This window comes from Bacteroides sp. QWL-09, assembly GCF_058683585.1.
Genome location: NZ_CM178748.1, coordinates 2,482,332 through 2,506,157, shown reverse-complemented (window position 1 = coordinate 2,506,157; position 23,826 = coordinate 2,482,332). Strand labels below are relative to the sequence as shown.

The following is a 23,826-nucleotide window of genomic DNA, read 5'->3' as shown; positions in this document are numbered from 1 at the left end:
GTACGGTAAAAGTAACTTATTTGTGGATCACTCAGATAGAATAAGGTTAATATTTAACTTAATTTCATCCCAGCGTTCTTTAGGCATGGTCGTACCAATCACTTGAATGACATGACCTGAGAGTAGTGCTCCTATTTTGGCACATCGCTCAAGTGAATAGCCGCAAGTCAGTCCATAGAGGAAGCCCGCAGCGAAGTAATCACCAGCTCCGGTGGTATCTACAACTTGGTGAACCGGAATAACACCGACTTTGAGACTTTCAGTGCCTTTACGTATGAATGAACCGTTGCTGCCCACTTTGACAATCGCGATGCTGCATTGTTTTCCGATGAGGTCTAATGCTTTTTCCGGTGATTCTCCGGTGAAAGCCTTCGCTTCCTCTTCATTGGCAAAAACGATATCCACATATTTTTCAACCAGAAGGGTGAAAAATTCTAAGTCGCCTTCAACAATATTGTAGCTAGCTAAGTCTAGACAGATTTGCAAGCCTTCTTCTTTGGCTAATTCTATGGCCCTAAGAATCATTTCATGATCTTGTACCAGATAACCTTCAATAAATAGGTAAGAGTAACCCTTAAATAAGTTGGAAGTCAGATCTTCTGATTTTAAGGTTGCAGCTGCTCCTAGATAAGTTCCAAATGTGCGCTCGCCGTCGGGTGTGATGAATGTTGAAGCGACCCCCGATGGAAGAGAATCCGATAATAAAAGTTTGTCCTCAATATTGTTTTTTCTGAGGTTGGTGCGGAAAAAATCACCATAAGTATCATTCCCGATTTTTCCAATAAATCCGGTTTTGGCTCCTAAACAAGAGAGTCCTAATATTGCATTTCCGGCAGAACCACCTGTTGCGAGATGGGTTTTCATCTCTGTAAATTTAGAGTTAATCTGCTGTAGCTTAGTGTTATCAATGAGTTGCATGCTTCCCTTTGGTAATTCCATTTCGGTTAAGAGGGTATCGTCTTTTAAGGTTGCAAGTACGTCTACTAGGGCGTTGCCTAATCCTATTATTTTATCCATTTTCAATATTTTTTTTGCAAAGATATTGCATATTTCAAAATATCCTATTACTTTTGCATCGCAATTGAGAAAAACATTCTTCCTTAGCTCAGTCGGTTAGAGCATCTGACTGTTAATCAGAGGGTCCTTGGTTCAAGTCCAAGAGGAAGAGCTGAAAGAGATCAATTGTACATTCTTCCTTAGCTCAGTCGGTTAGAGCATCTGACTGTTAATCAGAGGGTCCTTGGTTCAAGTCCAAGAGGAAGAGCAGAAGTCCACTATAAGTGGACTTTTTTGTTTTATATCCTTTCCATTATTCGGCGATGGCTAGAGTTAAGATGCTAATCTTTATACCTTTTACTTCGTTAAAGGCTGACGCGCAAGCCGTCGTGGTTGCTCCTGTGGTCAGTACATCGTCTACGATTAAGATGTGTTTGTCCTCAAAAGAGGTTGGGTCGATTAGGTCGAAAATACCGTCTACATTTTCCCAACGTTGGTATGCTGATTTATGGGTTTGAGTCTCGGTGTTTTTTAAGCGTCTGACCGAATGTGAGGCGATGGGTAATCCGGTAAGGTCTGCCACTCCTTTGGCTATGTATTCGCTCTGGTTATATCCCCGTTGTCGTTCCTTCTTCTCGTGTAAGGGGATGGGAACGATCCAATCGATGCCTTCGAAAAACCCGGAATCTATTATTTCCGACGCCATTATACGGCCCAGAGATCGTCCGAGTTCTTTTTGTCCATTATATTTAAGCAAATAGAGGAGCTGCTTATAATCACTTCCTTTATGATAAAAGAAGAAGGCGGTTGCTCGGACAATTGGAATCTTTCCCCAGAAGAGTTGTTCCACAGGATTGTCTTGGGCTAAATGAAAATTTGTTCGAGGCAGATTGATGTTGCAATGGATGCAGATATCGTCTTCGCCTTCGGCTAGAGGCAGTCCGCATACCACACAGCATTTTGGAAACAAAAGACGGATTAAAGCATTTAACCATCTTTTAATGATCACAAGGCTTTTCATTGGTATTAGAACAAGAGTGTTTGTTGAAAGCAAAGATACTTTAAGGCGTTTGCATTCGCAAAGAAAGTATGGCTATCTTTCACCTGATTTCTGACTCTTGCTGAAATTCCTTTTTTCTTTGTCGATTGAAGTGTGGTGGAAATGAAATAAAAAACCATTTATGAGACTTATTTAGTCCCACAAATGGTTTGATCGTTACTATTTAGAAAGCTATGACTTTTTTCGTTTTACAAATCTTTCAATTGGTCACTTAAATCTTTTCTCTAAAAGGTATTTAGACTTTTGTGACTTAGATCTTGCCTACAAGATCAATGCTTGGAGTAAGTGTTTGTTCTCCTTTTTTCCACTTAGCGGGACAAACTTCGCCTTGGTGAGAAGCGACAAACTGTGCGGCTTCCACTTTGCGTACGAGTTCATCTGCGTTACGGCCGATGTTGTTATCGTTCAGTTCTACAATTTTTATTTCTCCTTCCGGATTAATAACAAACGTACCTCTGTAGGCCATTCCTGCCGATTCGATATAAACACCAAAGGCACGGCTTAAAGCACCTGTTGGGTCTGCCAATAATGGGTATTTGATTTGGCGAATACTTTCTGAAGCATCATGCCATGCTTTATGTACAAAGTGTGAATCCGTGCTGACTCCATATACTTCTACGCCCATAGCTTGGAACTGTGCATATTTGTCGGCCATGTCAACTAACTCGGTTGGACAGACGAATGTAAAGTCGGCCGGATAAAAGAATAGGATAGCCCACTTTCCTTCAAGATCACGGTTTGTTACGGTCTTGAATGCGTTGTTGTGAAAGGCTTCTACGGAAAATGCGGGAAGTTTTGAATTTAAAATTGGTTCCATAATTCTATATTTTTAGGGTTTAATTCTTTTTTCAGCAAAAGTAGTCGGGGCGGGCGACTTTCTCTAATAAAAGCCTATCGAATAAATCTATGCCCCAATAGATGGGATAAATAACTAATCTTTTATACCTTTGTAAGGTGTAAATACATTGTTAAAAAAGTAAAGAATGATACATCCGTTATCTCTTTTCAACCACTGTCCTAAATGTGGTTCATCACATTTTGTTGTTCATAATGAGAAATCAAAAAAGTGTGAAGATTGTCAGTTCGTCTATTACTTTAATCCTTCTGCTGCAACTGTCGCTTTGATTATAAACGATAAAGGCGAGCTATTGGTTTGCCGCCGTGCTAAAGAACCGGCGAAAGGAACACTCGATTTGCCCGGTGGCTTTGTGGATATGAGCGAAACGGCCGAAGAGGGCTTGACTCGTGAGGTACTCGAAGAAACCGGACTGCAGATTAGCCGTGCAACTTATCTTTTCTCATTACCGAATCTGTACCTCTATTCCGGCTTTACCGTTCACACTTTGGATCTGTTTTATCTTTGTGAGTCCACTCAATATGAGGATATTAAGTGGATGGACGACGTCTCTGATGCCTTTTTTGTGAAACTCTCGGATCTTAAGCCGGAACAATTTGGTTTAGAGTCGATAAGAAAAGGATTGTCGAAGTTTCTGAAAGAAGTTTAATATTCCAACAGTGGTATTTAGATTTAGACTTATAATTGTACATTTGTAAAAAACTGAAAAAATATGAAAAGCCCCATTTTACATTTGATAGGTGTTTTAATGTGTTATATTCCCCTTAATCTTGAGGCGCAAAATAATCGGCAGTTTACTTCGCCCGACGACTTGTTTAGAGAAGGACGGGTTCGTTTCGAAGAGAAGAACTATGCGGTTGCGATGAATGCTTTGAGCACCTTTGTTCGACAGAACCCAAAAGCTTCAACTCTTCAAGAAGCCGAGTATATGTTAGCTTGTTCGGCCTATGAACTGAAAGATCAAAATCGGATCATCAAGTTAAGAACTTACCTGGATCGTTATCCGGATACCCCTTATGCGAATCGCATCTATGCTTTGCTGGCTTCGTGTTACTATTATGATGGAAAGTACGATGAGGCTCTGGCCCTGTTCAACTCCTCAAGACTAGAACAACTTGCCGACGAAGAACGAGACGATCGGACTTATGAGTTGGCCCTTTGCTACATGAAAGTGGGCAAGATTAAAGATGCGGCTATTTGGTTCGAGACCTTGAAAGCAAGCAGTTCGAAATACGATAAAGATTGTCGTTATTACGTGTCGTATATCCGTTATACGCAGAAGCGTTATCAGGAGGCACTTAACGGCTTTGTACCCTTGCAGAACGATCCCAAGTATGGAACGTTAGTTCCTTATTATCTGGCTGAGATTTATTTGGCTCAGCAGAACTATAGTCAAGGCGAGCTTGTAGCTACTCAATTCCTCAAATCTCATCCTCAACATGAATATGCTTCTGAAATGAATCGGGTGTTAGGAGAGATCTATTATCGCAAAGGCGATTATCATGCCGCAAAAGGAGCTTTGGAAACCTATTGGGCTGTTCAAGGTGATCAAGCCCGACGGGATGCGTTATATATGCTTGGGTTAAGCAATTATCAAACACGTGTTTTCTCTAAAGCGGTTGAGGCTTTAGGGCGTGTTGCGATTGAGAAGGATGCTTTAACCCAGAATGCAAATTTACATCTGGGACTTTCTTATTTACAGTTGGCAGAAAAGAGCAAAGCGCGTATGGCTTTCGAGCAAGCGGCGAACTCTGATGCTGACCGCAAAGTCAAGGAACAAGCAGCTTATAACTATGCGTTGTGTTTACACGAGACCTCGTTCTCTGCTTTTGGAGAATCGGTATCTGCCTTTGAGAATTTCCTAAACGAGTTTCCGACTTCGGTTTATGCCGACAAGGTAAGCAGTTACTTGGTTGAAGTCTATATGAATACCCGTAGCTATGAAGCCGCTTTAAAGTCGATCGATCGTATTACTCGTCCTAGCCGTTCGATCTTGGAAGCTAAGCAGAATGTCTTGTTCCAACTAGGAACACAGTCGTTTGCCAACAGCAATTTCGATCAGTCCTTAAACTATCTCAATCGCTCGATCGAACTTGGAGCTTACAATGCACAGACTAAAGCAAATGCCTACTATTGGTGTGGCGAGGCTTATTATCGTCTGCAGCGCACCACTGAATCTATTCGTGATTTTAATAATTTCTTGCAGCTGACCAATCAGAGAGGGAGTGAGATGTATGCTTTGGCACATTATAATTTAGGGTATCTTGCTTTTCAACAGCAGAATTACTCAAGAGCTTTAGACTACTTCCAAAGATATGTGAAACTGGTGGACGGTAATCGTTCGGAACTTTTGGCCGATGCTTATAATCGGTTAGGGGATTGCTATCTGAACAGTCGTAATTTCAGTGAGGCTAAGCGTTACTACTCTCATTCTGAGGCTTTGAATATGGGAGCCGGAGATTATGCTTTTTATCAGATGGGATTGGTTGCCGGTCTGCAACGGGATTATACCGGTAAGATCACCCTGCTGAATCGACTTATTGGCAAATATCCTTCATCTCCTTATGCGGTAGATGCCCTCTATGAAAAAGGCCGGGCCTACGTCTTGCTCGAAAACAACGACCAAGCGATCGGATCGTTTAGGGAATTATTGGATCAATATCCTAAAAGTCCGATCAGTCGTAAAGCTGCGGCAGAGATCGGGTTGCTCTATTATCAAAAAGACGATTATGAGAAAGCCATTAATGCTTATAAGTTTGTTGTAAACACCTATCCGGGAAGCGAAGAAGCTCGTTTGGCTATGCGCGACTTGAAATCGATCTACGTCGATCTGAACCGGGTAGACGAATTTGCAGCCTTAGCATCATCGATGTCCGGAGAAGTCCGGTTTGATGCCGACGAACAAGACTCGCTCACCTATGTTGCTTCCGAACGGATCTATATGCGTGGAAGGATAGAAGAAGCGAAATCGGCCTTTAATCGCTATCTGCAGCAGTTCCCCGAAGGTGCATTTGGTTTAAATGCCCATTACTATCTTTGTGTTATTGCTTCCGAGCAGAAGAACTATGATGGGGTTCTAACTCATTCTGAGAAGATATTGGCCTATCCGAATAGTCGCTACTCCGAGGATGTGTTGGTGATGCGTTCGGAAATCTTATTTAAGATGCAACGGTTCGAAGAAGCTTTGAAGAGTTATAGCCAGTTAAAAGAGATGGCGACCACAAGCGACCACCGATTATTGGCAGAGACCGGGTTGCTGCGTTCGGCAGTTCAAGTGAAAGATGACGTGACGATTATTCAAGCAGCCTCCGATCTGCTTACGCAGACCAAACTGTCGCCTGAACTTAAAAATGAAGCGTTGTACGATCGAGCTAAGGCTTATGCGCATCAGAAAGCGACCAAGAAAGCTGTAGAGGACTGGAAAGTCTTGGCTAAAGATACCCGCAACCTCTTTGGAGCGGAAGCACGATATCTAGTGGCACAAACTCAATATGAAGCTAAAGATTATCGTTCGGCAGAAAAGGAACTGCTTAGCTATATCGAGCAGAGCACCCCGCATACCTATTGGTTGGCGCGTAGTTTTGTGTTATTGGCCGATGTCTATATGGCTACAGGAAAGGATTTGGATGCTCGTCAATACTTGCTCAGTCTTCAACAAAACTATCAAGCCAATGATGATATCGAGAACATGATTGAGACTCGTTTAACTAAACTAAAAAAATAAGATCGTTATGACACGTCATTACCATACATTATTATTAAGTGGAATTGCTCTATTAGGAACCTCTGCTTCGTGGGGGCAAACCGTTCAGAAAGATACGACGATGAATCGTACGGTTGTTGTCGAACAGAACTATAATCCGATTATACCCAATGCTTCAAAGATCAACGTGCTTCCTAAGATCGAGGAGCCACAGATCAGCAAAAAGAGTGTAGAGTATGCGACTGCAATTTACCCTGCAACGGCATTGCCGGATGAGTTTCTAAAGGCTTATGTTCCTTTTGAGAAACAGTCGGACGGTAAATCGGGTTACGCTCGTTTGGGTTACGGGAACTATGGGAATCTCGATATATTGGGCAATTATCTCTTCCGACTATCGAAGAAAGATCGTCTGAATGCTCGTTTGCAGATGGATGGACGGGACGGAACATTCACGCTTCCGCAGAGTGCCGACGAACAGTGGAGTAGTTACTACTATCGTACTCAAGTTGCGCTAGATTATCTCCATCAGTTTCGAACCGTCGATCTGGGAGCCGGTGGACATTGGGGAGTCAGCAACTTTAACCTTCTTCCTCCGAGTGGCGGCAAGCAACACTTCTCGTCCGGCGATCTCTATGTTCAAGTCAAATCGACGGAAGAAAACCTTCCCGTACAGTTTGAAGTTGAAACCGGAATGTTGTGGTACGATCGTCAGAAAAGTCCCGTTCTCGACGAGAATGATCGGGAGATGCAGCTACGCGTACAAGGCTTTATTCGCGGGGCGATCAACGACGAACAATCGGTTACCATTGCGAGCCGTTTGCAGTATTTATCGTATACCAATGCGATGAAAGATCCTGAGGCGTTGTATCAGAACCGTACGCTTCTCGATTTGAATCCTTATTATGGAATGAATACGGACAATTGGCGTCTTCGCCTAGGGGCTAATGTGGACTTCTCTTTCGGATCGGGAAAAACCCTCCGTTTTTCGCCGGATTTGAAGGCTGATTATATTTTGAGCGATGGATACGTCCTTTATGGACAGGCTACGGGTGGACGACAGTTGAACGATTTTCGACGTCTGGAGCAACTCTGTCCTTATGCTTTGCCGATCAATGTGGTGAACGATACTTACGAACAGTTAAACGCGGCTTTAGGCTTTAAGATGAGCCCGTATCCCGGTTTGTGGTTTAATGTCTATGGGGGGTATCAGAATGTGAAAGATGAACTTTATGAAAGTGGCGTCGTGGCTGAAGGACAGCCGGACAACCGGACGATTAATCTTAAAGCGGTTGATGCGACCAATGCGTTTGTCGGATTAAAGACCGCGTATCAATATAAGGATCTCTTTAGCCTTAATATCGATGGCGTTTACCGTCATTGGAAAGCAGATGCAGCCCCATTAGCTACCGATCCGTTGGCGCTAAAACCTCAATTGAAGGCTAGTCTTGAGATTGGTGTGCGTCCCATCGCCGGCTTGTTATTGAATACCGGTTATGTCTACACTTCTTGGAGTGAGAAAGGGATGCCAAAGGTTAACAATCTCTACCTTAATGCGACTTATAAGTTATATAAAGGGGCTTCTTTGTATGCTCGCTTCGATAACATGCTGAATAAGTCTTATCAATATCACCTGTTCTATCCGACTGAAGGATTCAACTTTGTGGGTGGAGTGAGCTTTGAATTTTAATCTTATTCGATAAATATGAAATTGAATCCTGTTATTAAGTTGAGCCTCTTGGTGTTATTCTGCTTGAATACGACGTGGGGCAAGGCACAGAAGCCCGATTGGGCGAATCTTGGGCGTTATGCAAAAGAAAATGTGGCGTTGAAACAGATGGCGGCAAAAGACCGCCCTGTGGTCTTCATGGGTAATTCTATCACGGAGTTTTGGGTGAAGTTGCGTCCCGACTTCTTTACGAAGAATCAGTATGTGGGGCGTGGCATCAGTGGACAAACGTCCTACCAATTCCTGGTGCGTTTTCGTGAAGATGTGATCAACCTATCGCCTAAGGTGGTTGTTATCAATGCCGGAACGAATGATATTGCTGAGAATACCGGTGCTTATAACGAAGAATATACGTTTGGGAATATTGTTTCCATGGTCGAGCTGGCTCAAGCTAACCGGATTAAAGTGGTGCTGACCACCGTCTTACCGGCTAAAGATTTTGGATGGAATCCTTCGGTGACCGATGCGATGGGGAAAATCAGATCGCTTAATCGCCGTGTGGAAGAGTATGCACGGAAGCATCGGATTCCGTTTGTGAATTACTTCACTCCAATGTTGAGTCGTGACGGGAAAGCTTTGGATGCCTCGTATACTAACGATGGTGTGCACCCGACTGCTGAGGGGTATGGTGTTATGGAACCGTTGGTAAAGAAGGCTATTGAACCGTTATTGAAGTAGAATTCAGCGCTCCTACATGAAGTTTTTTAAAAAGATCTGCCACCTGTCACCAATTGTACGTTAAGTTGTTGGTGGTCAGATTGTAGGAGCGTTGCAGATACCGCTTGCAGATGGGTGGCAGATCAAGGATCTGCCACCCATCTGTCGTTTTAGCGTAGGCGTCTAAATAGATGCTGTGGCGTCTTCCACAGCACGAATGAAACAAAAGACAACCATTCCCAGGATAAGACAGTTCCTCAAATCATTTACTTACCAGAATTTATAGTCGCATAATAGAGCCTGTTTGAGTTTCATAGGGCGACACTCTAGTTGCATTAGGGCGACAAAAGATTTTCATTAGGACGCTACTCGATTTTCATCGGACGACACTTTATTTCCATTAAGACGACACTGAAAGTTTTACAATTAAACGTCTAGTTTCTCCTTTTGAAAACAGAATGCGTATGATATCTTGTTGATTTTTCCTAACTTGGAAAATGACTTTTGGACTTATGCCGAAGGCAATGGAGTGTTTTTCTTATGCAGAAGAGGTTGACGTTCTGGCCTTTTGGCCCTTTTGTGAAGATTGAAAGGGGAAAAACAAAAGAGGTTATAAACAATTACGTTTATAACCTCTTTGTGAGGTGGGCCATCTAGGGCTTGAACCTAGGACCTCCAGATTATGAGTCTGTTGCTCTAACCAACTGAGCTAAAAGCCCGTGAATCGTTCTTTTGATCCGGCGACAAAAGTACTTTTTTTTGTTGAAATATCCAAGCATTTTTTCAGAAAAATGCTTGGATACTATGTCTTAAAACTTATATTTCCGTTTTGGATTTTTTGGAAACCATCCCTTTCTTACTCGCTCTTCTTGTTCAAAAATCTCCTTTATCGTCCAAAAGGAAGAAAAGGCGAAGACACCAAGCAGAGATGAGATTAAAACATCGTCCATAACGATCGAACCGATGACGCCGACGACACCAAGCAGGAGAAAGATCCACCAACACTTCGTTCCCCAATAATATTCAGCTTTTACAACGATTGGATGAAAAAGACCGATAATTAAGAACGTGCATATCCCGATGAATAATCCGGCTAAATGGTAGTTTTGAAGAAAAGTCATCATCGAATGTTTTATTTACGAATAGGAATTTCCTTCTTTATACTTTGCTCCAAAGAGATTAGGGTTTCAGTTGCCACTACACCTGGGATTTCTTGCATTCTATTATTCAACAAGTCCATCAAATGTTCGTTATCACAAGCATAAACCTTAGTCAACATGGTGTAAGGACCGGTTGTGAAATGACATTCTACAATCTCTGGTATTTTTTCTAATTCAGAAACAACTGCTTTGTACATAGAACCTTTTTCAAGTTTAATCCCCACATAGGTACAGGTTCTATAACCTAAGGACTTCGGATTTACATGATAACCGGATCCGACGATTACCCCCAGATCGATTAACCTTTGTACACGCTGGTGAATGGCTGCGCGGGAAACGCCACATTCAGCAGCAACGTCTTTAAAAGGGATGCGAGCATTTTGAGAGATGATCTCCAAAATTTGCCTGTCAAGGTTGTCTATTTTTTCCATAATAATAAATTGTAAATTCCAAATTTTATCAAAAAGTAAGCAAATATATAGATTTATTTTAATTATTCTTGATTTTTGAAATTAAAATTAGTCAAAAGCAAAAAAAGAGGTGCAATATGTATTGCACCTCTTGATTTTATCGTGATCGAGATCTTTATTTCTCAATGCTCAAAAGTTCTACTTCGAATACTAAAGTAGAGAATGGTTTGATCTGGCCAGACTCTCTTGCGCCGTAAGCCAAATCTTGAGGAATGTAAAGCATCCATTTTGAACCTACAGGCATCATTGTTAATGCTTCTGTCCAACCTTTGATAACTTGGTTAGCACGGAATGTAGCCGGCTCGTTACGTTTGTATGAGCTATCGAACTCAGTACCGTCGATCAACGTTCCTTTATAGTTTACTTTTACATTGCAAGTATCAGCAGGGATAGCACCCTTACCTTCAGTGATCACTTTATATTGCAAACCGCTTGGAGTTGTTTTTACACCTTCTTTAGTTTTGTTTTCAGCTAAGAATTTTTCGCCTGCAGTTTTGTTATCGGCATATTTATCTTCCATAGATTTAGCCTTGATTCTTTCCATTGCAGTACGAGTGTATTCTTGTGCTGCTTCCATAGTCATGGCACCTTTTTGGTTCAAAGTACCAGTGATGAAACCTGCCATGAAGTTTTCTTTGCTGATGGTTTTAGTTGAATCGCCAGCGAATAATTCTTGGTTGATGCCCTTCATCATTTGATTGCTGATCTGTTGACCGATTTGAAGACCTGCCATGTAAGCAATGTCTTTCTTGCTTGTCTTAGAAGCACCATCGTTCAAACCTTTGATGAACTCGTCCATATAAGCTGTATCTACTTCAAGACGTCCGGTTAAGTATTCTCTTAAACCTTGAGTTTGTGACATACCAATAGAGTACGACAATGAGTCGATATCCGACTTCAAGTTAGCTTTAGGAGCTTGAGCGGTACAAGAAGCAAAGCCTGCAGCAAGTGCGGCAACTCCCATGAAAAGAGTAATTTTCTTCATTTTAGTTTGTTTTTATTTTTTATAATACTTCGATTAGTTCAACTTCAAAGACCAATGCGCTATGAGGAGGAATCATTTCACCTGCACCTTGTGCGCCATAAGCTAATTCAGAAGGGATATAGAGTTTCCATTTTGAACCTTCAGGCATTAACTGCAGAGCTTCGACCCATCCCGGGATCACTTGGTTCACACCAAATACAGCTGGCTCTCCGCGTTTAACGGAGCTATCGAATAAGGTTCCGTCGATTAATGTTCCTTCATAATGACATTTTACACGGTCGGTTGCTTTAGCCATCTTACCGTGTCCTTCAGTAATCACTTCGTATTGTAATCCGCTAGCTAATGTTTTTACGCCTTCTCTGTTTTGGTTTTCGCTAAGAAAAGCCTGACCTTGTTCGATATTGGCTGCACTCATTTTAGCTTCCAAATCTTCAAAGTATTTATTGACGATCTCTCTGGCTTCTTGGTGGCTGATTGCTGTTTGATTGCCTTCTAAGACATCCTTGATGGCTTGTGCAAAGTCCTCTACAGCGATGCCCTTAGCACCCATACTCAATAAATTTTGGCCAATACCAAGGCCGATTGCGTAACTAAATTTGTCCATATAATCTTATTGTCGTTAGGGCATGTCTGTTTTATTGGATAAGCACCAATAATACATGCATTTAATAAACCACAAATGTAAAGGTTTTATTTGAATGATTTAGATTTTGGGGAATTAAAAAATCTTATTATTCATGTTTACCGTTTTTTCTATCTATTTTTGTGAGATGACCCTATAAAATGAATGTGCAATGAAAAGACTTGTTGTTCTATCTGGCGCGGGGATGAGCGCAGAAAGTGGAATTAGTACGTTTAGAGATACCGGCGGATTATGGGAACGTTATCCGGTGGAGCAGGTGGCGACTCCTGAGGGATATGCTGAAAATCCCGAACTTGTGCTTCGGTTCTATAATGAAAGGCGTAAACAGTTGCTCACGGTCGAACCTAATCGCGGACATGAACTGATTGCTGAATTGGAGAAAGAGTATCGGGTGACGGTAATTACGCAGAATGTGGATAATTTACATGAGAGGGGAGGAAGTCATGAGGTTATTCATCTACATGGCGAACTGACTAAGGTCTGTTCGAGCCGTGAGCCTAATAACCCTCATTACATTAAGAAACTTCAACCGGAGGAGTATGAGGTTAAGATGGGAGATCTTGCTGATGATGGTTCGCAGTTACGTCCATTTATTGTTTGGTTCGGGGAGGCCGTACCGCAAATTGAAACCGCCATATCTGTTGTGCGTCAGGCGGATATCCTTGTGATTATCGGTACCTCACTCAATGTGTATCCGGCAGCAGGATTATTAAACTATGCACCGATGCAGGCACCGACTTATCTTATTGATCCTCGGCCGGTGAGCCCTAATACGTCGAGGCCAATCAACGTGATTCGTAAAGGAGCTTCGGAAGGTATGGCTGAACTACTGGAGAAACTGAAGGCTTCTTCTAAGGGAGGGTTCTAGCTTTTGGCTATATTTGATGAGACTTATAACGGATAGAGACATCCATTCACAGATCTTGTTGGGATTGTGATGGATGTCTCTACCTATACGGCCGTCAAACTTTGCCGTTATTTGAAAATCTTTTTTAGTTTTTCGGGAACAGTGGGCTATACAAAATGGTCCGTTTCAAAACTTGTAATTTGCCATCCTTTACATACTCCGGCCCGCGTTCGGAAAGGTGATTGACCATCGCCTGACGAAGTTCTTTGAGTTTGGCTTGATATTTCTTGACATTGGCTACATTCTGAAGTTCGTGCGGATCTTTGCTCAGATCGAACAGTTCTTCTTCTCCGGTATGGAAACGCCAGATGTATTTGATCTTTCCATCGGTGAGGGCACACCAATAATTATCTTCACTGTAACAAGTAGCGTGTTCTAGATCGATATATTTACGCCATTGATTGGCTTGATTGCCCATGAGTTGGATGAGAGACTTTCCATCCATGTCGCTAGGGACATGGCCTCCTGCAAGTTCGAGGAAGGTAGGGAGTAGGTCGCGTAACTCTACCGGTTGGTCGACTTTATTTCCTTTGGTAAAGTGACAGTTCTTAGGCCATTTGACAATGTATGGGATGTGAACCGATCCTTCATAAGGGTATGTTTTACGCCAATGATAGTGATCGCCTAGCATATCGCCATGATCGGAGACATAACAGATCAAAGCATTGTCGTACATTCCTTTTTCTTTTAGAACCTGAATAATCTTACCAATCTCTTCATCGATAAAGGTTACGTTCGCATAGTAGTGGCGACGGGAGTCTTTAGCGTAATCTTCGCCGAAATTACCAAAAGCGGCATCCGAAGAGGCTTTTGAAGGGTCAACCAGTTTAGCGTACGCTTTGTCTTTACACCATTCACCAACCCATGGTGCCGGGATGTCGTGTTGATTGTATTCATCGAGTAAGCGTTGTGGCGGATCGTATGGACTATGTGGGCGTGCAAACGACACCTTGAGGAATAGCGGACGGTTGTTCTGGTAGTTTTCGATGAGTTGGCAAGCGGTTTCACCGGTCCACACCGTAGGGTGCAGTTGTTCGGGAAGCTTGTAAGTGGCCGATCCGTGATCATTCCATCCGATGCCTGTGCTATCTGGGTTTAATCCGGGGGCTTGCAATTGGAACCAACGGCGGTAATCGCTGATAAAATAAGGACTTTCTACGCGACCGCTTTCATCCAAAAGGGTAGTGTTGAACCCATGTAGAGCTCTTTGTGGATGCCAATGCATCTTACCAATACCAAAGGTGTAATAATCTAAATCGCCTAACATACGAGGCATCTCGTATTTATAATGTTCGGCCACCCGTCCGTAACCTAACATACCATGATGCCAAGGGGACATTCCGGTCAGTAGCCCTGCACGTGCCGGGGTGCTACTCGGTGCCGAAGCGTATCCATTCATAAAAAGTGTACCATCATTGGCTAATGCATCTAAGTGCGGGGTGATGACCGAAGGGTTTCCCATACAGTTCATGGCATCACCGCGGTGTTGATCGGACATAATCAGAATAATGTGCGGATGCTGCTGAGCCATTGCTGTTGAGAAGAGACTACATGCTCCTGTGGCGGCTAATGATGTTTTTAAGAAAAAAGAGTTTTTCATGTTGTTCGTTTATATAGCGTTTAATAAGAGTCTTCTGAGGCTGCTTTGAGCTTTTGTATAATACAATTCCTAACGGGCGATTCTTCAATGAACCTCTTGTTTTATATATATATTTAACGTTTTTTTTATTTTATTGTTCTGCAAAAAGAGTTTTAGTCGATACTTTACCTGCCTTTTTAATACCTTTGTTCCACCTTTGTCTTTTCGACTCTTTTGGGATCAAAATTGACGATTGATTTACTTTAAATATACAAACATGAAAAAAAAGACGATTGCACTATGGTGCGTTTTATTAGGAATTACTTTTATGATCAGCCCATGTCAAGCCAAACCAAAGGCTAAACATGTCATTTTAATTGGGCTTGATGGCTGGGGATCGTATAGTGTAGAAAAGGCGGATATGCCAAATGTTAGGCAACTGATGAATCAAGGGGCCTATACGCTGACTAAGCGTTCCGTGCTTCCTTCATCGAGTGCCGTAAATTGGGCTTCTATGTTTATGGGAGCGGGGCCGGAACTTCATGGATATACTCAGTGGGGATCTAAAACGCCTGAATTGCCTTCACGAGAATTGAATCAACATGGCATCTTTCCAACAGTATTCCAACTCTTGCGGGATCATGACTCCAAAGCGGAGATTGGCTGTTTGTACGATTGGGATGGGATTAAATATTTAGTGGATACTTTATCTCTTAATTATCATCAACAATCGCCCGATTATATGAAAGATCCTGAGGGGTTGTGTCGTCTGTCGGAAATTTATATCAAAGAGAAACATCCTAATTTATTAGCGATTTGCTTCGATCAACCGGATCATGTCGGACATCAGATCGGTCACGATACCCCTGAGTATTATGCGCAGTTAAAGGAGCTGGATGGTTATATTGGACGCATTCTAAAAGCAACAGAGGAGGCTGGGATATTGAAAGAGACGATCTTTATTATTACGGCCGATCACGGTGGAATTAATAAAGGGCATGGTGGAAAGACGATGACTGAAATGGAAACTCCTTTTATCATGGCTGGAAAGAAGGTAAAGATGTGTCCACAGTTTACTGAAAGCATGATGCAATTTGACATCGCATCGACGATCGCTTACATTTTCGACCTTAAACAGCCACAAGTCTGGATTGGTCGTCCAATGAAGCAACTTTTTAAATAGGAGGTTCGCGAAACCGGAGGTCCTTCGGTCTTAAGATAAACCAAACACTCCCTATAATCGTCTCTTGTTGACTAATTATAGGGAGTGTTTGGTTTTTTATTTATCGCTTGGTCAGAAGCCGGATGATGAACCAGAAGTGATGCGCAAGAGTGCTTATCAGTCCATAGTGCTTGGCCATAATTCGAAAACGCTCTTTAAGGGAAGCCTTTTGGTTTTGTGTGGTCATGCCTTCATTGAGGTAATCGATCAAAGTGAGATGGGTGTGGTGACACTGTTTGACTTGTTTCAAGACGCGAATGCACCAATCAAAATCGGCCGAAAAACGATAGCTTAAGTCGTACGGCTCAGCTAAGGCGCGTTTGACCCAGAAGGCTTGATGGCACACTAGCATGCCGCGTTTGAAGCTTTTCCAGTTCAATTGTTCGGGCGGGGCGAGTCGTCTCATACGTAGGAAATGGCGTTTCTGGTCGACTAGAGCAGTATTACCATAGATCAAGTCGGGCTCTCCTTCTGCTGGGAGGGTATGGACAACATTCTGCAAGGTATCGTCTTCGTGAAGACAGTCGCCGGCATTGAGAAAACAGAGGTAATCGCCTGTTGCCGCCTCAATACCTTTATTCATCGCGTCATATAATCCTTTGTCGGGTTCACTAATCAGTCGACTGATGTGGGGACGGTAACGCTCTATAATCGATAAGGTACCATCGGTTGATGCACCGTCGATGATGATATACTCAATGTGATGGTAGGTCTGGGCGATAACGCTCTGAATGGTATCTTCCAATACACGTTCAGCGTTATAGGTGACCGTGATGATGGAGAAGGTGGGCTTTACAGTTGTACTATGCATGCTTTCCACTTATTTTATTGTAAATGGTGATGTATTTCTTGGCAACGGCGCTTTCTGAATAACAGGCGGCCACTTTGCGCTGGGCTTGTTCCGAGAGGTTTGCATAATCGGGTTCGTTGAGTACCCAATAGATCCCGTTGGCAAAATCGTTTGCCGATTTATAATCTGCGACGTATCCGTTATGTAGATGATCGATCATTTCCGGAATTCCTCCAATCTGGAAACCGACACAGGGTACTCCACAAGCCATCGCTTCCATGATCATGTTGGGCAAATTCTCTTCGAGGGATGGGGTGACAAACAGATCAACTGCATTATAGACGTTGACTAAGTCGTGCTCATTCTTAACGTACGGTAAAGCATGCACCGGAAAGGGGAGAAGGTCTTGTAATTGCTCCGACTGGTGACCGAAAACCACAACGCCAAGTTGTTGACGCAATTCGGGATATCCTTCTATTAAATGGTTGCAAGCCTCGATCAGATAATCGATCCCTTTACGTTTGTCGGTGATCTTTACTGAACCGAATAAGATCAATTTTTGGTTCGTTGGTAGACCACATTTCTCTCGTGCTGCGGTTTTGTCGCTTGGGCGAAAGAGGGCGGTGTTGATCGGATTGGGAATGCTGGTCACTTGGTTGTGGCCGATGATAGCGCTACTCTGAGCCAGTTGTTCCAGCCAGTGACTGCAGGCTACGAAGGTGAGTCGTCCTTCCGCATAAAGGGCTTTCTTTTTTCGAAAGACCCGGGTGGATAAATCACGTTTTCCACCGCCGCCATAAAGGTACGGACAGTGGTGACATTCGTTTTGATAATGGGTACAAGTGCGGGCATGGTGGCAAATGCCTGTGCAAGGCCACATGTCGTGCATGGTCCAGACCACCGGTTTACCTGAGGCTAGGATCTGACGAATGCTTTGTAAGGAAAGCATCCCTTGATTAATCCAATGGAAGTGAATGATGTCAGCTTCCTTAAATTCGGGTAAGGTGGTGATATCGGTACCGCTATTAGCGATGTCGACGGCAAACAGCTGATGACGTCTGAAACGATTGGCTTTCCAGATCACAAAGCGCTCCCATAGGAAATGCCAGCCTTGGCGCCAATTACGTTCTAATCCTACTACACTGATTTGCTCCGTCTCTTTATCGCGTACCAGCATTTTGGCTTTGATACCGTTGTTGTTGAGTGCGGTCATCAGTCGGTTGGCTGCCACAGCAGCACCGCCCATGCGCTCAGATGTGTTGACTAGTAGTACCCTCATGTGTCGAATGTTTCTACAAAAGTAGTACATTTCAAGAGTTACGACTATAATTTGATTTATTTTTTAGTGTGTGAATGTTAAACTCTTTATCTTTGTATCATAATTTGACCTCTGATAAGTTTATGGGTGAAAAAGGAATGAAATGGATGGAGCAGGCTTGGCAAAGCGGCTTAAGTGTGGTGAAGATCTTGCTTCAATCGAAATGGCGTACGGTGCTGCCTGATACGTTCAAGAATAATAAGGAGTTGCTCATCTTGGCGAATGGCCCGTCGTTGAATAAGACTGTTGAAGAACAGGCGGATTTTGTGCGGTCGAAAACGCTCTTGGCGGTGAACTTTTGCGTAACCTCACCGATGTATGAAACTTTGAAGCCGGAACTCTATCTGATTGCCGATCCGTTGTTTTGGATTGTGCCTGAGAAACGGGTACAGCTTTTTCAAACGATGGCAGAGAAGACCACTTGGCCACTCGCTCTATTTATGCCGGCACGTGCTTTGAAGAACAAAGCGTGGCAACCGTTCTTAGCCGATCATCCTTATATTCGTGTTTATATCTATAACACGACACCGATTGAGGGTTTTCAAGGGTTCTGTGATGTGGTCTTTCGTAAGGGATGGGGAGTCCCTCGTCCACATAATGTGTTGATCCCGTCGATTGCTATGGGACTGCGCTTGCCGTTTAAAACCATTTATCTGGCCGGTGCCGATCATTCTTGGCTACCGGAGATTAGTGTGACGGATGAAAACGTGGTGTTGATGCATCAAAAACATTTCTATGACCAGAACAAATCACAGGCTGCTACGGTTACTCAAGAGAACTTGAAAAGTGCTCGCCTCTATACCATACTCTATCACATGTATGTGGCATTTAAGTCTTACTTCGTCTTGGAGTCGTATGCGAGGAAGTATGGAAAACAGGTGATTAATATAACGCCGGGCTCGTATATCGATGCCTTTAAACGGATGAAATTATGAAAGATGGTATAATTATTCAAGCACGTACGGGATCGACCCGTTTACATCATAAGATCTTATTACCTTTTTATAAGGAACAACGCATTATTGATATTCTAATCAGTCGCATGGTTGCTCTTTATCCCGATAAATGTGTGGTATTGGCTACGACCAATCGTCCACAGGATGATGTTCTCGAAGAGGTGGCGCGTCAGTGGGGAATTGCTTGTTTCAGAGGCGATGAAGATGATGTGTTAAGTCGTTTTATCGGAGCAGCAGAGGCTTTTGGATTCGACCGGTTCATTCGTGTTTGTTCGGATAACCCCTTTTTACAAGTGGAGTCGTTCCAACGGTTTTTCGATGAACATACGGCTTCACCAGCCGATTATATTGCTTATGGCTTTGCCGATGGACGTCCGACCATTAAGTCGCATTTGGGATTATATGCCGAACTTACGACCCTCGATGCCTTAAAACGTGCAGCTGCAGAGACGCATGAGAAACTGTATATTGAGCATGTGACCATCTACTTGTATACACATCCCGAACGTTTTAATGTTCGCTTATTGGCTTTGCCGGAGGAACTTGAAGGGCGCTTGGATCTTCGTTTTACCCTCGATACCTTGGAGGATTTTACTTTGCTTCAGACCCTTTATGCGACTCACTATGAGGAGACTGATCGGAGTGTGGCGGCCTTGTTAGGTCTGGTTGAGGCACATCCCGACTATCGCCATAAGATGCTTGAAAATATTGCCCGTAACGAAAAATAATAACTTGATCGATGAAAAGTACTTATATTATAGGAGAGATCGGACAGAACCATAATGGCTCTGTTGATATTGCGAAACTGATTGTCGACTTGGTGTCTCGTCCGGTTAAGGAGGAGGTGTTTGGTCTCGAACTGAAACCGATGGATGCGGTGAAGCTGACGAAGCGTGATTTAAAAGAGGAGTTGACCGATTCACAAATGAACCGGGTGTACGACTCTCCACATGCGTTTGGGCACACCTACGGTGAGCATCGGGCTTGTCTCGAACTGGATGATGAGGCACATTATGAGATCTATAAGCATGCGAAAGCGTTAGGACTCGATTTTGTGGAGACGCTTTGTTCTAAGGGATGTATGTCACTCTTAAAGCGTTTTACACCTGACCGACTGAAGGTGGCTAGTCGTGATTTGACCAACTTACCTCTGCTTGAGGTGATGGCGGAAACAAAGATTCCGATCATTCTGTCTACAGGTATGGCAGGCAAAAAGGAATTGGACGAAGCCTTGGAGGTGATCACTCGTTATCATTCAGATATTGCAATTTTACATTGCGTCTCACAATATCCAACGTATCCCGATCATTTGAATTTGAATACGATCACTTATTTGAAAAAGCATTATGGACAATATACCATCGGCTTTTCCGATCATACCATTGGTATTGCTGCTCCGGTTGTAGCTGTAGGTATGGGAGCAGAGATCATTGAGAAGCATATCACAATCGATCGCCGGATGAAGGGAACCGATCAACAAGGTTCACTCGGACCTGATGGGGTGAATCGAATGATTCGTGATATTCGAATTGCCGAACGTTGGCTGGGAAGTGAAGAACTCTATATTGATGAGGGTGTAGCCGGTGCTAAGGTTAAGCTTGAGCGTTCTATCGCATCGAACAAGGCACTGCGTCCCGGTGATGTGATCACTGAGAGCGACATTCATTTACTGAGTCCCGGTGATGGCTTCAAATGGGTGGATAAAGCCCAGGTGGTGGGGCATGTCGTGAAGACGGAGATCCCGGCCAATGAGATTATTTATCCCCAAGCGATTGACTAAGCAGACTAGACATTAAATATGATGGGAAATATGACGGATAAACTGAAACTACCGCGTTTGATCTTGACCGATATTGATGGGGTTTGGACCGATGGCGGTATGTATTATGATCAGACGGGAAATGAGTGGAAGCGCTTTCATACGTACGATAGTGCCGGAGTGGTTTTTGCACATGCTTTGGAGATACCGGTGGGTATCGTTACGGGCGAGACCACCGCAATCGTGCAACGAAGAGCGGAAAAGCTAAAGGTCGATTACCTGTTTCAAGGGGTACATGATAAGGTACAGGTCGTGCAGGAATTGATCGATCAATTGGGCCTTTCTTGGGAGGAAGTGGCTTATATCGGCGATGATTTGAACGACCGGAAATTATTGACCAGAGTCGGTCTTTCTGCTACTCCGGCCAATGCACCGCTTTATATTCAGTCGCAAGCCTCATTTGTGACCCGTGCCAAAGGTGGGGAAGGGGCCTTCCGAGAGTTTGTGGAAACGATTTTGGCCCGTTGCAATCAGCTTGAGTCAGTGCTTGAGAAGGTATAAGTTACCCTTCTCATTCAACGGTTTAAATCTTGGGAAGTGGGATCCATCGTGAAACAACTTCCCGTACCTTACTAAGCAGACTAAACACGTGTTGACGAAGTGATCGTGCATGGCAACGTACAGCTTCATCTCGTTCTTGTTGTCGCAGTTCTTCAAGGGTCTGATCGGGATAATATTGCCCGATCCGTTCGAATGTTTCCGTGATTTTCCCTTCATCTGCTCCTACTGAACGGTAGTAACGAATCAAATAGAAAGCAATGTTACGGTAAGCGTGACGCAAATGGTGATAGACGACTTCTTGCGATTTGAAATGATCGAGAAGTAGCGCTCTGACGTGAAGCGCCGCATATTGCCGCTTCTCAACTTGCGCTTCACTCCAAATTCCCTTATTATGTTTCCGATAGACAGCCATCGGAGTCTTGAAGTAATAGATATTGCCATATTGTGCATTGAGCAAGTGCATGGCATAGTCGCAGGAGGTGATTTGGGAAAACCACTCCGGCAGCTCTTTAAAATAGGCTCTTCGGAAGAGAGAAGAGGAGTTGGTGATGTAATTGCTTTGTGCTAGATGAGTGATGTTGGTCACCATGGCTTGATGACCGTTCGACAGGCTTTTACTTTGATCTTCTTCGTAATAGTTGACCACCCGATGGAAACAAGTCGAGAAATCGGGATGAGCATCCATGAAATCAGTCATCCGTTGAAGCTTATGTTTGTTGATCCAATAATCATCGCCATCGCATATGGCAATATACTCACCCGTACAATGTTGGTGGGCATCCATGAAATTTCGTTGTAATCCCACATTTTGTTCATGACGCACCAAGGTGATGCGGTCAGAATAGCGCTCAGCGTAGTGTGTACAGATCTCAAATGTACGATCGGTACTACAATCTTCACTGATGACGAGCTGTATCCGATAGCTCGTTTTTTGGGCAAGTACGCTTTTGATCGCCGTCTCTATATAACGGTCGATGTTGTAAGCCAGCATGATGATACTTACTTTAACAGGCAATTCCATAAGATTATGATTTCTTTTTGGGCTTAAAGATCAGTTCAACTGCTTCGTTGAGGATGGTCGATCCGAGTAAACGATTGGCCGTGTAATAGAAGAGTAAGCCCATAATGATTTCTATTGGGAGTAATAAGGCATTGGCGGTGATGAACCGATCGGGAAGGAGTAAGAGTGCCCACATGACAACCGACAAGATGAGGTATGGACCAATATCTTGGAGTTGCTTGAACCAATGATATCCCACGGCTCTTCCAATACATACAATGCTAACCAGATAGATGGCAGCTTGTGCCACGGCTTGGAACAAAATCATGGTCAGTGCACTTTGGTTCATGGTCGCGACTAGTGCGATGACGATCATGAGGGTGCGGGCTATTTCCAATTTGAAAATCAAATCGGAACGTCCATGTACCTTGGCAAAGTTCTGGTTGATTGAGGTGAGTATGGTGAACATCCCAGCTAGACAGGTGAGTTGAAAGAAAGGGATACAACCCATCCACTCTGGCTTTAGGATTAGAGTAATGAATGGACGAGCCACAGCAACCAAACCAAATAGCAACGGAAAAGTGATGAATGAGGTGAACCGCATCGTCTTTCGATAAGAACGCAAGCTACGCTCTCGGTCATCCTGTATACTCGAGAAGATTGGGTAGGTGGCGGTCTGTAGACTAGAATAAACGGCGCTAATCACCATCAGACTGAATTTATTACCTTGGGTGTAGAAACCGAGTTGTTCTGCCGGATAGATTTTTCCAATTGCTACGGAATAGATATTGGTAAAGATGGCATTCACTAGACTAGCCAGCAGTAATCCGGATGAAAAACGAAAAAGTTCTCTAATACTTTGTGAGCTGAACTGAAGTTGGGGACGCCAATCGTTAAAGAACCAAAGAAGGAGTGAGCGACAAAAGGCAAGGATCACCGGTTGCCAGGCTAGAGTCCAAACCCCACAGCCACTATAGGCCATAGCTAGAGAGGCACCACTTGAAAGGGTTAGCGAGAGTAGGTTGACTTTGGTTAAGATCTTAAACTTGACCTCTTTGTTGAGTAAGGTGCTCTGTATTAAACTGAGTGAGTTCAGCGGTAAAGCTAAAAAGATCACTCGAGTTAGATCAGTCAGCAGGGGTTGATTAAAGTAGGTTGCAATGCCCGGAGCTCCGACAAAGAGTAGGGCATAAAGAGTGAGGCTGATGAATATATTAAAATAGAAGACGGAGTTATAGTCGGTCGTGGTCGCTTTCTGTTTACGGATGAGAGCCGCACTGAAGCCGCTGTCGAGAATGATGTTTCCAATAGCTGTAAAGATGGCCAACATACCCACTAGCGCGTAATCTTTTACGGAAAGAATATTCGCGACGATGATGCCGACAATAAACAATAAAACTTGCTGGCCCATACGGTCCAGCAAGTTCCAGAGCAATGCTCCTATAGTCTTCTGTTTTAGTGAAGTTTCACCCATGGTC

Annotated in this window: 22 protein-coding genes and 3 tRNA genes; 12 read left to right on the top strand and 13 right to left on the bottom strand. The window is 43.5% G+C overall.

Going from position 1 to position 23,826, the window contains the following annotated elements; translation table 11 throughout:
- Positions 1-27: 27 nt before the first annotated feature.
- Positions 28-1,017 (bottom strand): adenosine kinase, encoded by a 990-nt coding sequence (locus AC4PG5_RS09980; RefSeq protein WP_492028746.1) that lies wholly within the window; start codon positions 1,015-1,017, stop codon positions 28-30.
- Between the two features lie 77 nt (positions 1,018-1,094).
- Between AC4PG5_RS09980 and AC4PG5_RS09975 the strand changes: the two genes are divergently transcribed.
- Positions 1,095-1,168 (top strand) — tRNA-Asn (locus AC4PG5_RS09975).
- 22 nt (positions 1,169-1,190) lie between these two features.
- Positions 1,191-1,264: transfer RNA gene (locus tag AC4PG5_RS09970), tRNA-Asn, on the top strand.
- A 45-nt stretch (positions 1,265-1,309) separates the two neighbouring features.
- Here the strand turns inward: AC4PG5_RS09970 and AC4PG5_RS09965 are convergent.
- Positions 1,310-2,017, bottom strand: coding sequence for a ComF family protein (locus AC4PG5_RS09965; protein ID WP_492028745.1), 708 nt, complete (start codon positions 2,015-2,017; stop codon positions 1,310-1,312).
- A 289-nt stretch (positions 2,018-2,306) separates the two neighbouring features.
- Positions 2,307-2,873 (bottom strand): alkyl hydroperoxide reductase subunit C, encoded by a 567-nt coding sequence (gene ahpC / locus AC4PG5_RS09960; RefSeq protein ID WP_492028744.1) that lies wholly within the window; start codon positions 2,871-2,873, stop codon positions 2,307-2,309.
- A 166-nt stretch (positions 2,874-3,039) separates the two neighbouring features.
- Here ahpC and AC4PG5_RS09955 point away from each other — a divergent pair, with 166 nt between their 5' ends.
- The 4 genes from AC4PG5_RS09955 (at position 3,040) to AC4PG5_RS09940 (ending at position 9,019) form a co-directional block, all read left to right on the top strand.
- The gene (locus AC4PG5_RS09955; RefSeq protein ID WP_492028743.1) at positions 3,040-3,561 is read left to right on the top strand and encodes an NUDIX hydrolase; all 522 of its coding nucleotides are present in this window, start codon (positions 3,040-3,042) and stop codon (positions 3,559-3,561) included.
- Between the two features lie 63 nt (positions 3,562-3,624).
- Positions 3,625-6,636, top strand: coding sequence for a tetratricopeptide repeat protein (locus AC4PG5_RS09950; RefSeq protein WP_492028742.1), 3,012 nt, complete (start codon positions 3,625-3,627; stop codon positions 6,634-6,636).
- 7 nt (positions 6,637-6,643) lie between these two features.
- Positions 6,644-8,302: a TonB-dependent receptor gene (locus AC4PG5_RS09945; RefSeq protein WP_492028741.1), complete on the top strand. Its 1,659-nt coding sequence runs from the start codon at positions 6,644-6,646 to the stop codon at positions 8,300-8,302.
- A gap of 15 nt (positions 8,303-8,317) precedes the next feature.
- A complete protein-coding gene (locus tag AC4PG5_RS09940; RefSeq protein ID WP_492028740.1) occupies positions 8,318-9,019 on the top strand; it encodes an SGNH/GDSL hydrolase family protein in 702 nt (233 codons plus the stop codon).
- Between the two features lie 624 nt (positions 9,020-9,643).
- Here the strand turns inward: AC4PG5_RS09940 and AC4PG5_RS09935 are convergent.
- The 5 genes from AC4PG5_RS09935 to bamJ (AC4PG5_RS09915) all read right to left on the bottom strand — a co-directional run bounded on the left by AC4PG5_RS09935 (position 9,644) and on the right by bamJ (AC4PG5_RS09915) (position 12,217).
- A tRNA-Ile gene (locus AC4PG5_RS09935) sits at positions 9,644-9,717 on the bottom strand.
- A gap of 90 nt (positions 9,718-9,807) precedes the next feature.
- Positions 9,808-10,119, bottom strand: a complete 312-nt coding sequence (locus AC4PG5_RS09930; protein ID WP_492030735.1) for a DUF4491 family protein — start codon at positions 10,117-10,119, stop codon at positions 9,808-9,810.
- Between the two features lie 11 nt (positions 10,120-10,130).
- A complete protein-coding gene (locus AC4PG5_RS09925; RefSeq protein WP_492028739.1) occupies positions 10,131-10,589 on the bottom strand; it encodes an Lrp/AsnC family transcriptional regulator in 459 nt (152 codons plus the stop codon).
- A gap of 154 nt (positions 10,590-10,743) precedes the next feature.
- On the bottom strand, positions 10,744-11,613 hold the full coding sequence (bamJ, locus tag AC4PG5_RS09920; RefSeq protein WP_492028738.1) for a BamJ family beta-barrel-assembly machinery protein: 870 nt from the start codon (positions 11,611-11,613) through the stop codon (positions 10,744-10,746).
- Between the two features lie 19 nt (positions 11,614-11,632).
- Positions 11,633-12,217 (bottom strand): BamJ family beta-barrel-assembly machinery protein, encoded by a 585-nt coding sequence (gene bamJ, locus AC4PG5_RS09915; RefSeq protein WP_492028737.1) that lies wholly within the window; start codon positions 12,215-12,217, stop codon positions 11,633-11,635.
- A gap of 190 nt (positions 12,218-12,407) precedes the next feature.
- Here bamJ (AC4PG5_RS09915) and AC4PG5_RS09910 point away from each other — a divergent pair, with 190 nt between their 5' ends.
- Entirely contained in the window at positions 12,408-13,124 is a 717-nt protein-coding gene (locus tag AC4PG5_RS09910) for an SIR2 family NAD-dependent protein deacylase (protein ID WP_492028736.1), read from the top strand.
- A gap of 124 nt (positions 13,125-13,248) precedes the next feature.
- On the opposite strand, the gene AC4PG5_RS09905 is transcribed toward AC4PG5_RS09910, so the two are convergent.
- Entirely contained in the window at positions 13,249-14,763 is a 1,515-nt protein-coding gene (locus tag AC4PG5_RS09905; RefSeq protein WP_492028735.1) for an arylsulfatase, read from the bottom strand.
- Between the two features lie 256 nt (positions 14,764-15,019).
- Here AC4PG5_RS09905 and AC4PG5_RS09900 point away from each other — a divergent pair, with 256 nt between their 5' ends.
- Entirely contained in the window at positions 15,020-15,925 is a 906-nt protein-coding gene (locus AC4PG5_RS09900; protein ID WP_492028734.1) for an alkaline phosphatase family protein, read from the top strand.
- A gap of 100 nt (positions 15,926-16,025) precedes the next feature.
- Here the strand turns inward: AC4PG5_RS09900 and AC4PG5_RS09895 are convergent, their stop codons facing one another.
- Positions 16,026-16,775, bottom strand: a complete 750-nt coding sequence (locus AC4PG5_RS09895; RefSeq protein WP_492028733.1) for a glycosyltransferase family 2 protein — start codon at positions 16,773-16,775, stop codon at positions 16,026-16,028.
- Complete coding sequence (locus tag AC4PG5_RS09890; RefSeq protein ID WP_492028732.1) at positions 16,768-18,033, bottom strand: glycosyltransferase family 4 protein; 1,266 nt, start codon at positions 18,031-18,033, stop codon at positions 16,768-16,770. The genes AC4PG5_RS09895 and AC4PG5_RS09890 overlap by 8 nt, the downstream gene beginning before the upstream one ends.
- A gap of 122 nt (positions 18,034-18,155) precedes the next feature.
- Between AC4PG5_RS09890 and AC4PG5_RS09885 the strand changes: the two genes are divergently transcribed.
- The 4 genes from AC4PG5_RS09885 to AC4PG5_RS09870 are packed head-to-tail and all read left to right on the top strand — an operon-like array spanning position 18,156 to position 21,348.
- Entirely contained in the window at positions 18,156-19,007 is an 852-nt protein-coding gene (locus AC4PG5_RS09885; protein WP_492030734.1) for a hypothetical protein, read from the top strand.
- Positions 19,004-19,756, top strand: coding sequence for a cytidylyltransferase domain-containing protein (locus AC4PG5_RS09880; protein ID WP_492028731.1), 753 nt, complete (start codon positions 19,004-19,006; stop codon positions 19,754-19,756). The genes AC4PG5_RS09885 and AC4PG5_RS09880 overlap by 4 nt, the downstream gene beginning before the upstream one ends.
- 11 nt (positions 19,757-19,767) lie before the next feature.
- A complete protein-coding gene (locus AC4PG5_RS09875) occupies positions 19,768-20,808 on the top strand; it encodes an N-acetylneuraminate synthase family protein (RefSeq protein ID WP_492028730.1) in 1,041 nt (346 codons plus the stop codon).
- A gap of 30 nt (positions 20,809-20,838) precedes the next feature.
- Positions 20,839-21,348, top strand: a complete 510-nt coding sequence (locus AC4PG5_RS09870) for a 3-deoxy-D-glycero-D-galacto-nonulopyranosonate 9-phosphatase (RefSeq protein ID WP_492028729.1) — start codon at positions 20,839-20,841, stop codon at positions 21,346-21,348.
- A gap of 22 nt (positions 21,349-21,370) precedes the next feature.
- Here the strand turns inward: AC4PG5_RS09870 and AC4PG5_RS09865 are convergent, their stop codons facing one another.
- Positions 21,371-22,369: a glycosyltransferase gene (locus AC4PG5_RS09865; protein WP_492028728.1), complete on the bottom strand. Its 999-nt coding sequence runs from the start codon at positions 22,367-22,369 to the stop codon at positions 21,371-21,373.
- A gap of 4 nt (positions 22,370-22,373) precedes the next feature.
- Positions 22,374-23,822, bottom strand: coding sequence for a lipopolysaccharide biosynthesis protein (locus tag AC4PG5_RS09860; RefSeq protein ID WP_492028727.1), 1,449 nt, complete (start codon positions 23,820-23,822; stop codon positions 22,374-22,376).
- Positions 23,823-23,826 lie beyond the last annotated feature (4 nt).

Bases quoted from the DNA above. Each gene is read 5' to 3' on its own strand.
- AC4PG5_RS09885 (WP_492030734.1), top strand. From the start codon at position 18,156: ATGGGTGAAAAAGGAATGAAATGGATGGAGCAGGCTTGGCAAAGCGGC.
- AC4PG5_RS09980 (WP_492028746.1), bottom strand. From the start codon at position 1,017: ATGGATAAAATAATAGGATTAGGCAACGCCCTAGTAGACGTACTTGCA.
- AC4PG5_RS09955 (WP_492028743.1), top strand. From the start codon at position 3,040: ATGATACATCCGTTATCTCTTTTCAACCACTGTCCTAAATGTGGTTCA.
- AC4PG5_RS09945 (WP_492028741.1), top strand. From the start codon at position 6,644: ATGACACGTCATTACCATACATTATTATTAAGTGGAATTGCTCTATTA.
- bamJ (WP_492028738.1), bottom strand. From the start codon at position 11,613: ATGAAGAAAATTACTCTTTTCATGGGAGTTGCCGCACTTGCTGCAGGC.
- bamJ (WP_492028737.1), bottom strand. From the start codon at position 12,217: ATGGACAAATTTAGTTACGCAATCGGCCTTGGTATTGGCCAAAATTTA.
- AC4PG5_RS09905 (WP_492028735.1), bottom strand. From the start codon at position 14,763: ATGAAAAACTCTTTTTTCTTAAAAACATCATTAGCCGCCACAGGAGCA.
- AC4PG5_RS09875 (WP_492028730.1), top strand. From the start codon at position 19,768: ATGAAAAGTACTTATATTATAGGAGAGATCGGACAGAACCATAATGGC.
- AC4PG5_RS09880 (WP_492028731.1), top strand. From the start codon at position 19,004: ATGAAAGATGGTATAATTATTCAAGCACGTACGGGATCGACCCGTTTA.
- AC4PG5_RS09940 (WP_492028740.1), top strand. From the start codon at position 8,318: ATGAAATTGAATCCTGTTATTAAGTTGAGCCTCTTGGTGTTATTCTGC.
- AC4PG5_RS09925 (WP_492028739.1), bottom strand. From the start codon at position 10,589: ATGGAAAAAATAGACAACCTTGACAGGCAAATTTTGGAGATCATCTCT.
- AC4PG5_RS09895 (WP_492028733.1), bottom strand. From the start codon at position 16,775: ATGCATAGTACAACTGTAAAGCCCACCTTCTCCATCATCACGGTCACC.
- AC4PG5_RS09965 (WP_492028745.1), bottom strand. From the start codon at position 2,017: ATGAAAAGCCTTGTGATCATTAAAAGATGGTTAAATGCTTTAATCCGT.
- AC4PG5_RS09890 (WP_492028732.1), bottom strand. From the start codon at position 18,033: ATGAGGGTACTACTAGTCAACACATCTGAGCGCATGGGCGGTGCTGCT.
- AC4PG5_RS09900 (WP_492028734.1), top strand. From the start codon at position 15,020: ATGAAAAAAAAGACGATTGCACTATGGTGCGTTTTATTAGGAATTACT.
- AC4PG5_RS09865 (WP_492028728.1), bottom strand. From the start codon at position 22,369: ATGGAATTGCCTGTTAAAGTAAGTATCATCATGCTGGCTTACAACATC.
- AC4PG5_RS09930 (WP_492030735.1), bottom strand. From the start codon at position 10,119: ATGACTTTTCTTCAAAACTACCATTTAGCCGGATTATTCATCGGGATA.
- AC4PG5_RS09910 (WP_492028736.1), top strand. From the start codon at position 12,408: ATGAAAAGACTTGTTGTTCTATCTGGCGCGGGGATGAGCGCAGAAAGT.
- AC4PG5_RS09870 (WP_492028729.1), top strand. From the start codon at position 20,839: ATGACGGATAAACTGAAACTACCGCGTTTGATCTTGACCGATATTGAT.
- AC4PG5_RS09950 (WP_492028742.1), top strand. From the start codon at position 3,625: ATGAAAAGCCCCATTTTACATTTGATAGGTGTTTTAATGTGTTATATT.
- AC4PG5_RS09860 (WP_492028727.1), bottom strand. From the start codon at position 23,822: ATGGGTGAAACTTCACTAAAACAGAAGACTATAGGAGCATTGCTCTGG.
- ahpC (WP_492028744.1), bottom strand. From the start codon at position 2,873: ATGGAACCAATTTTAAATTCAAAACTTCCCGCATTTTCCGTAGAAGCC.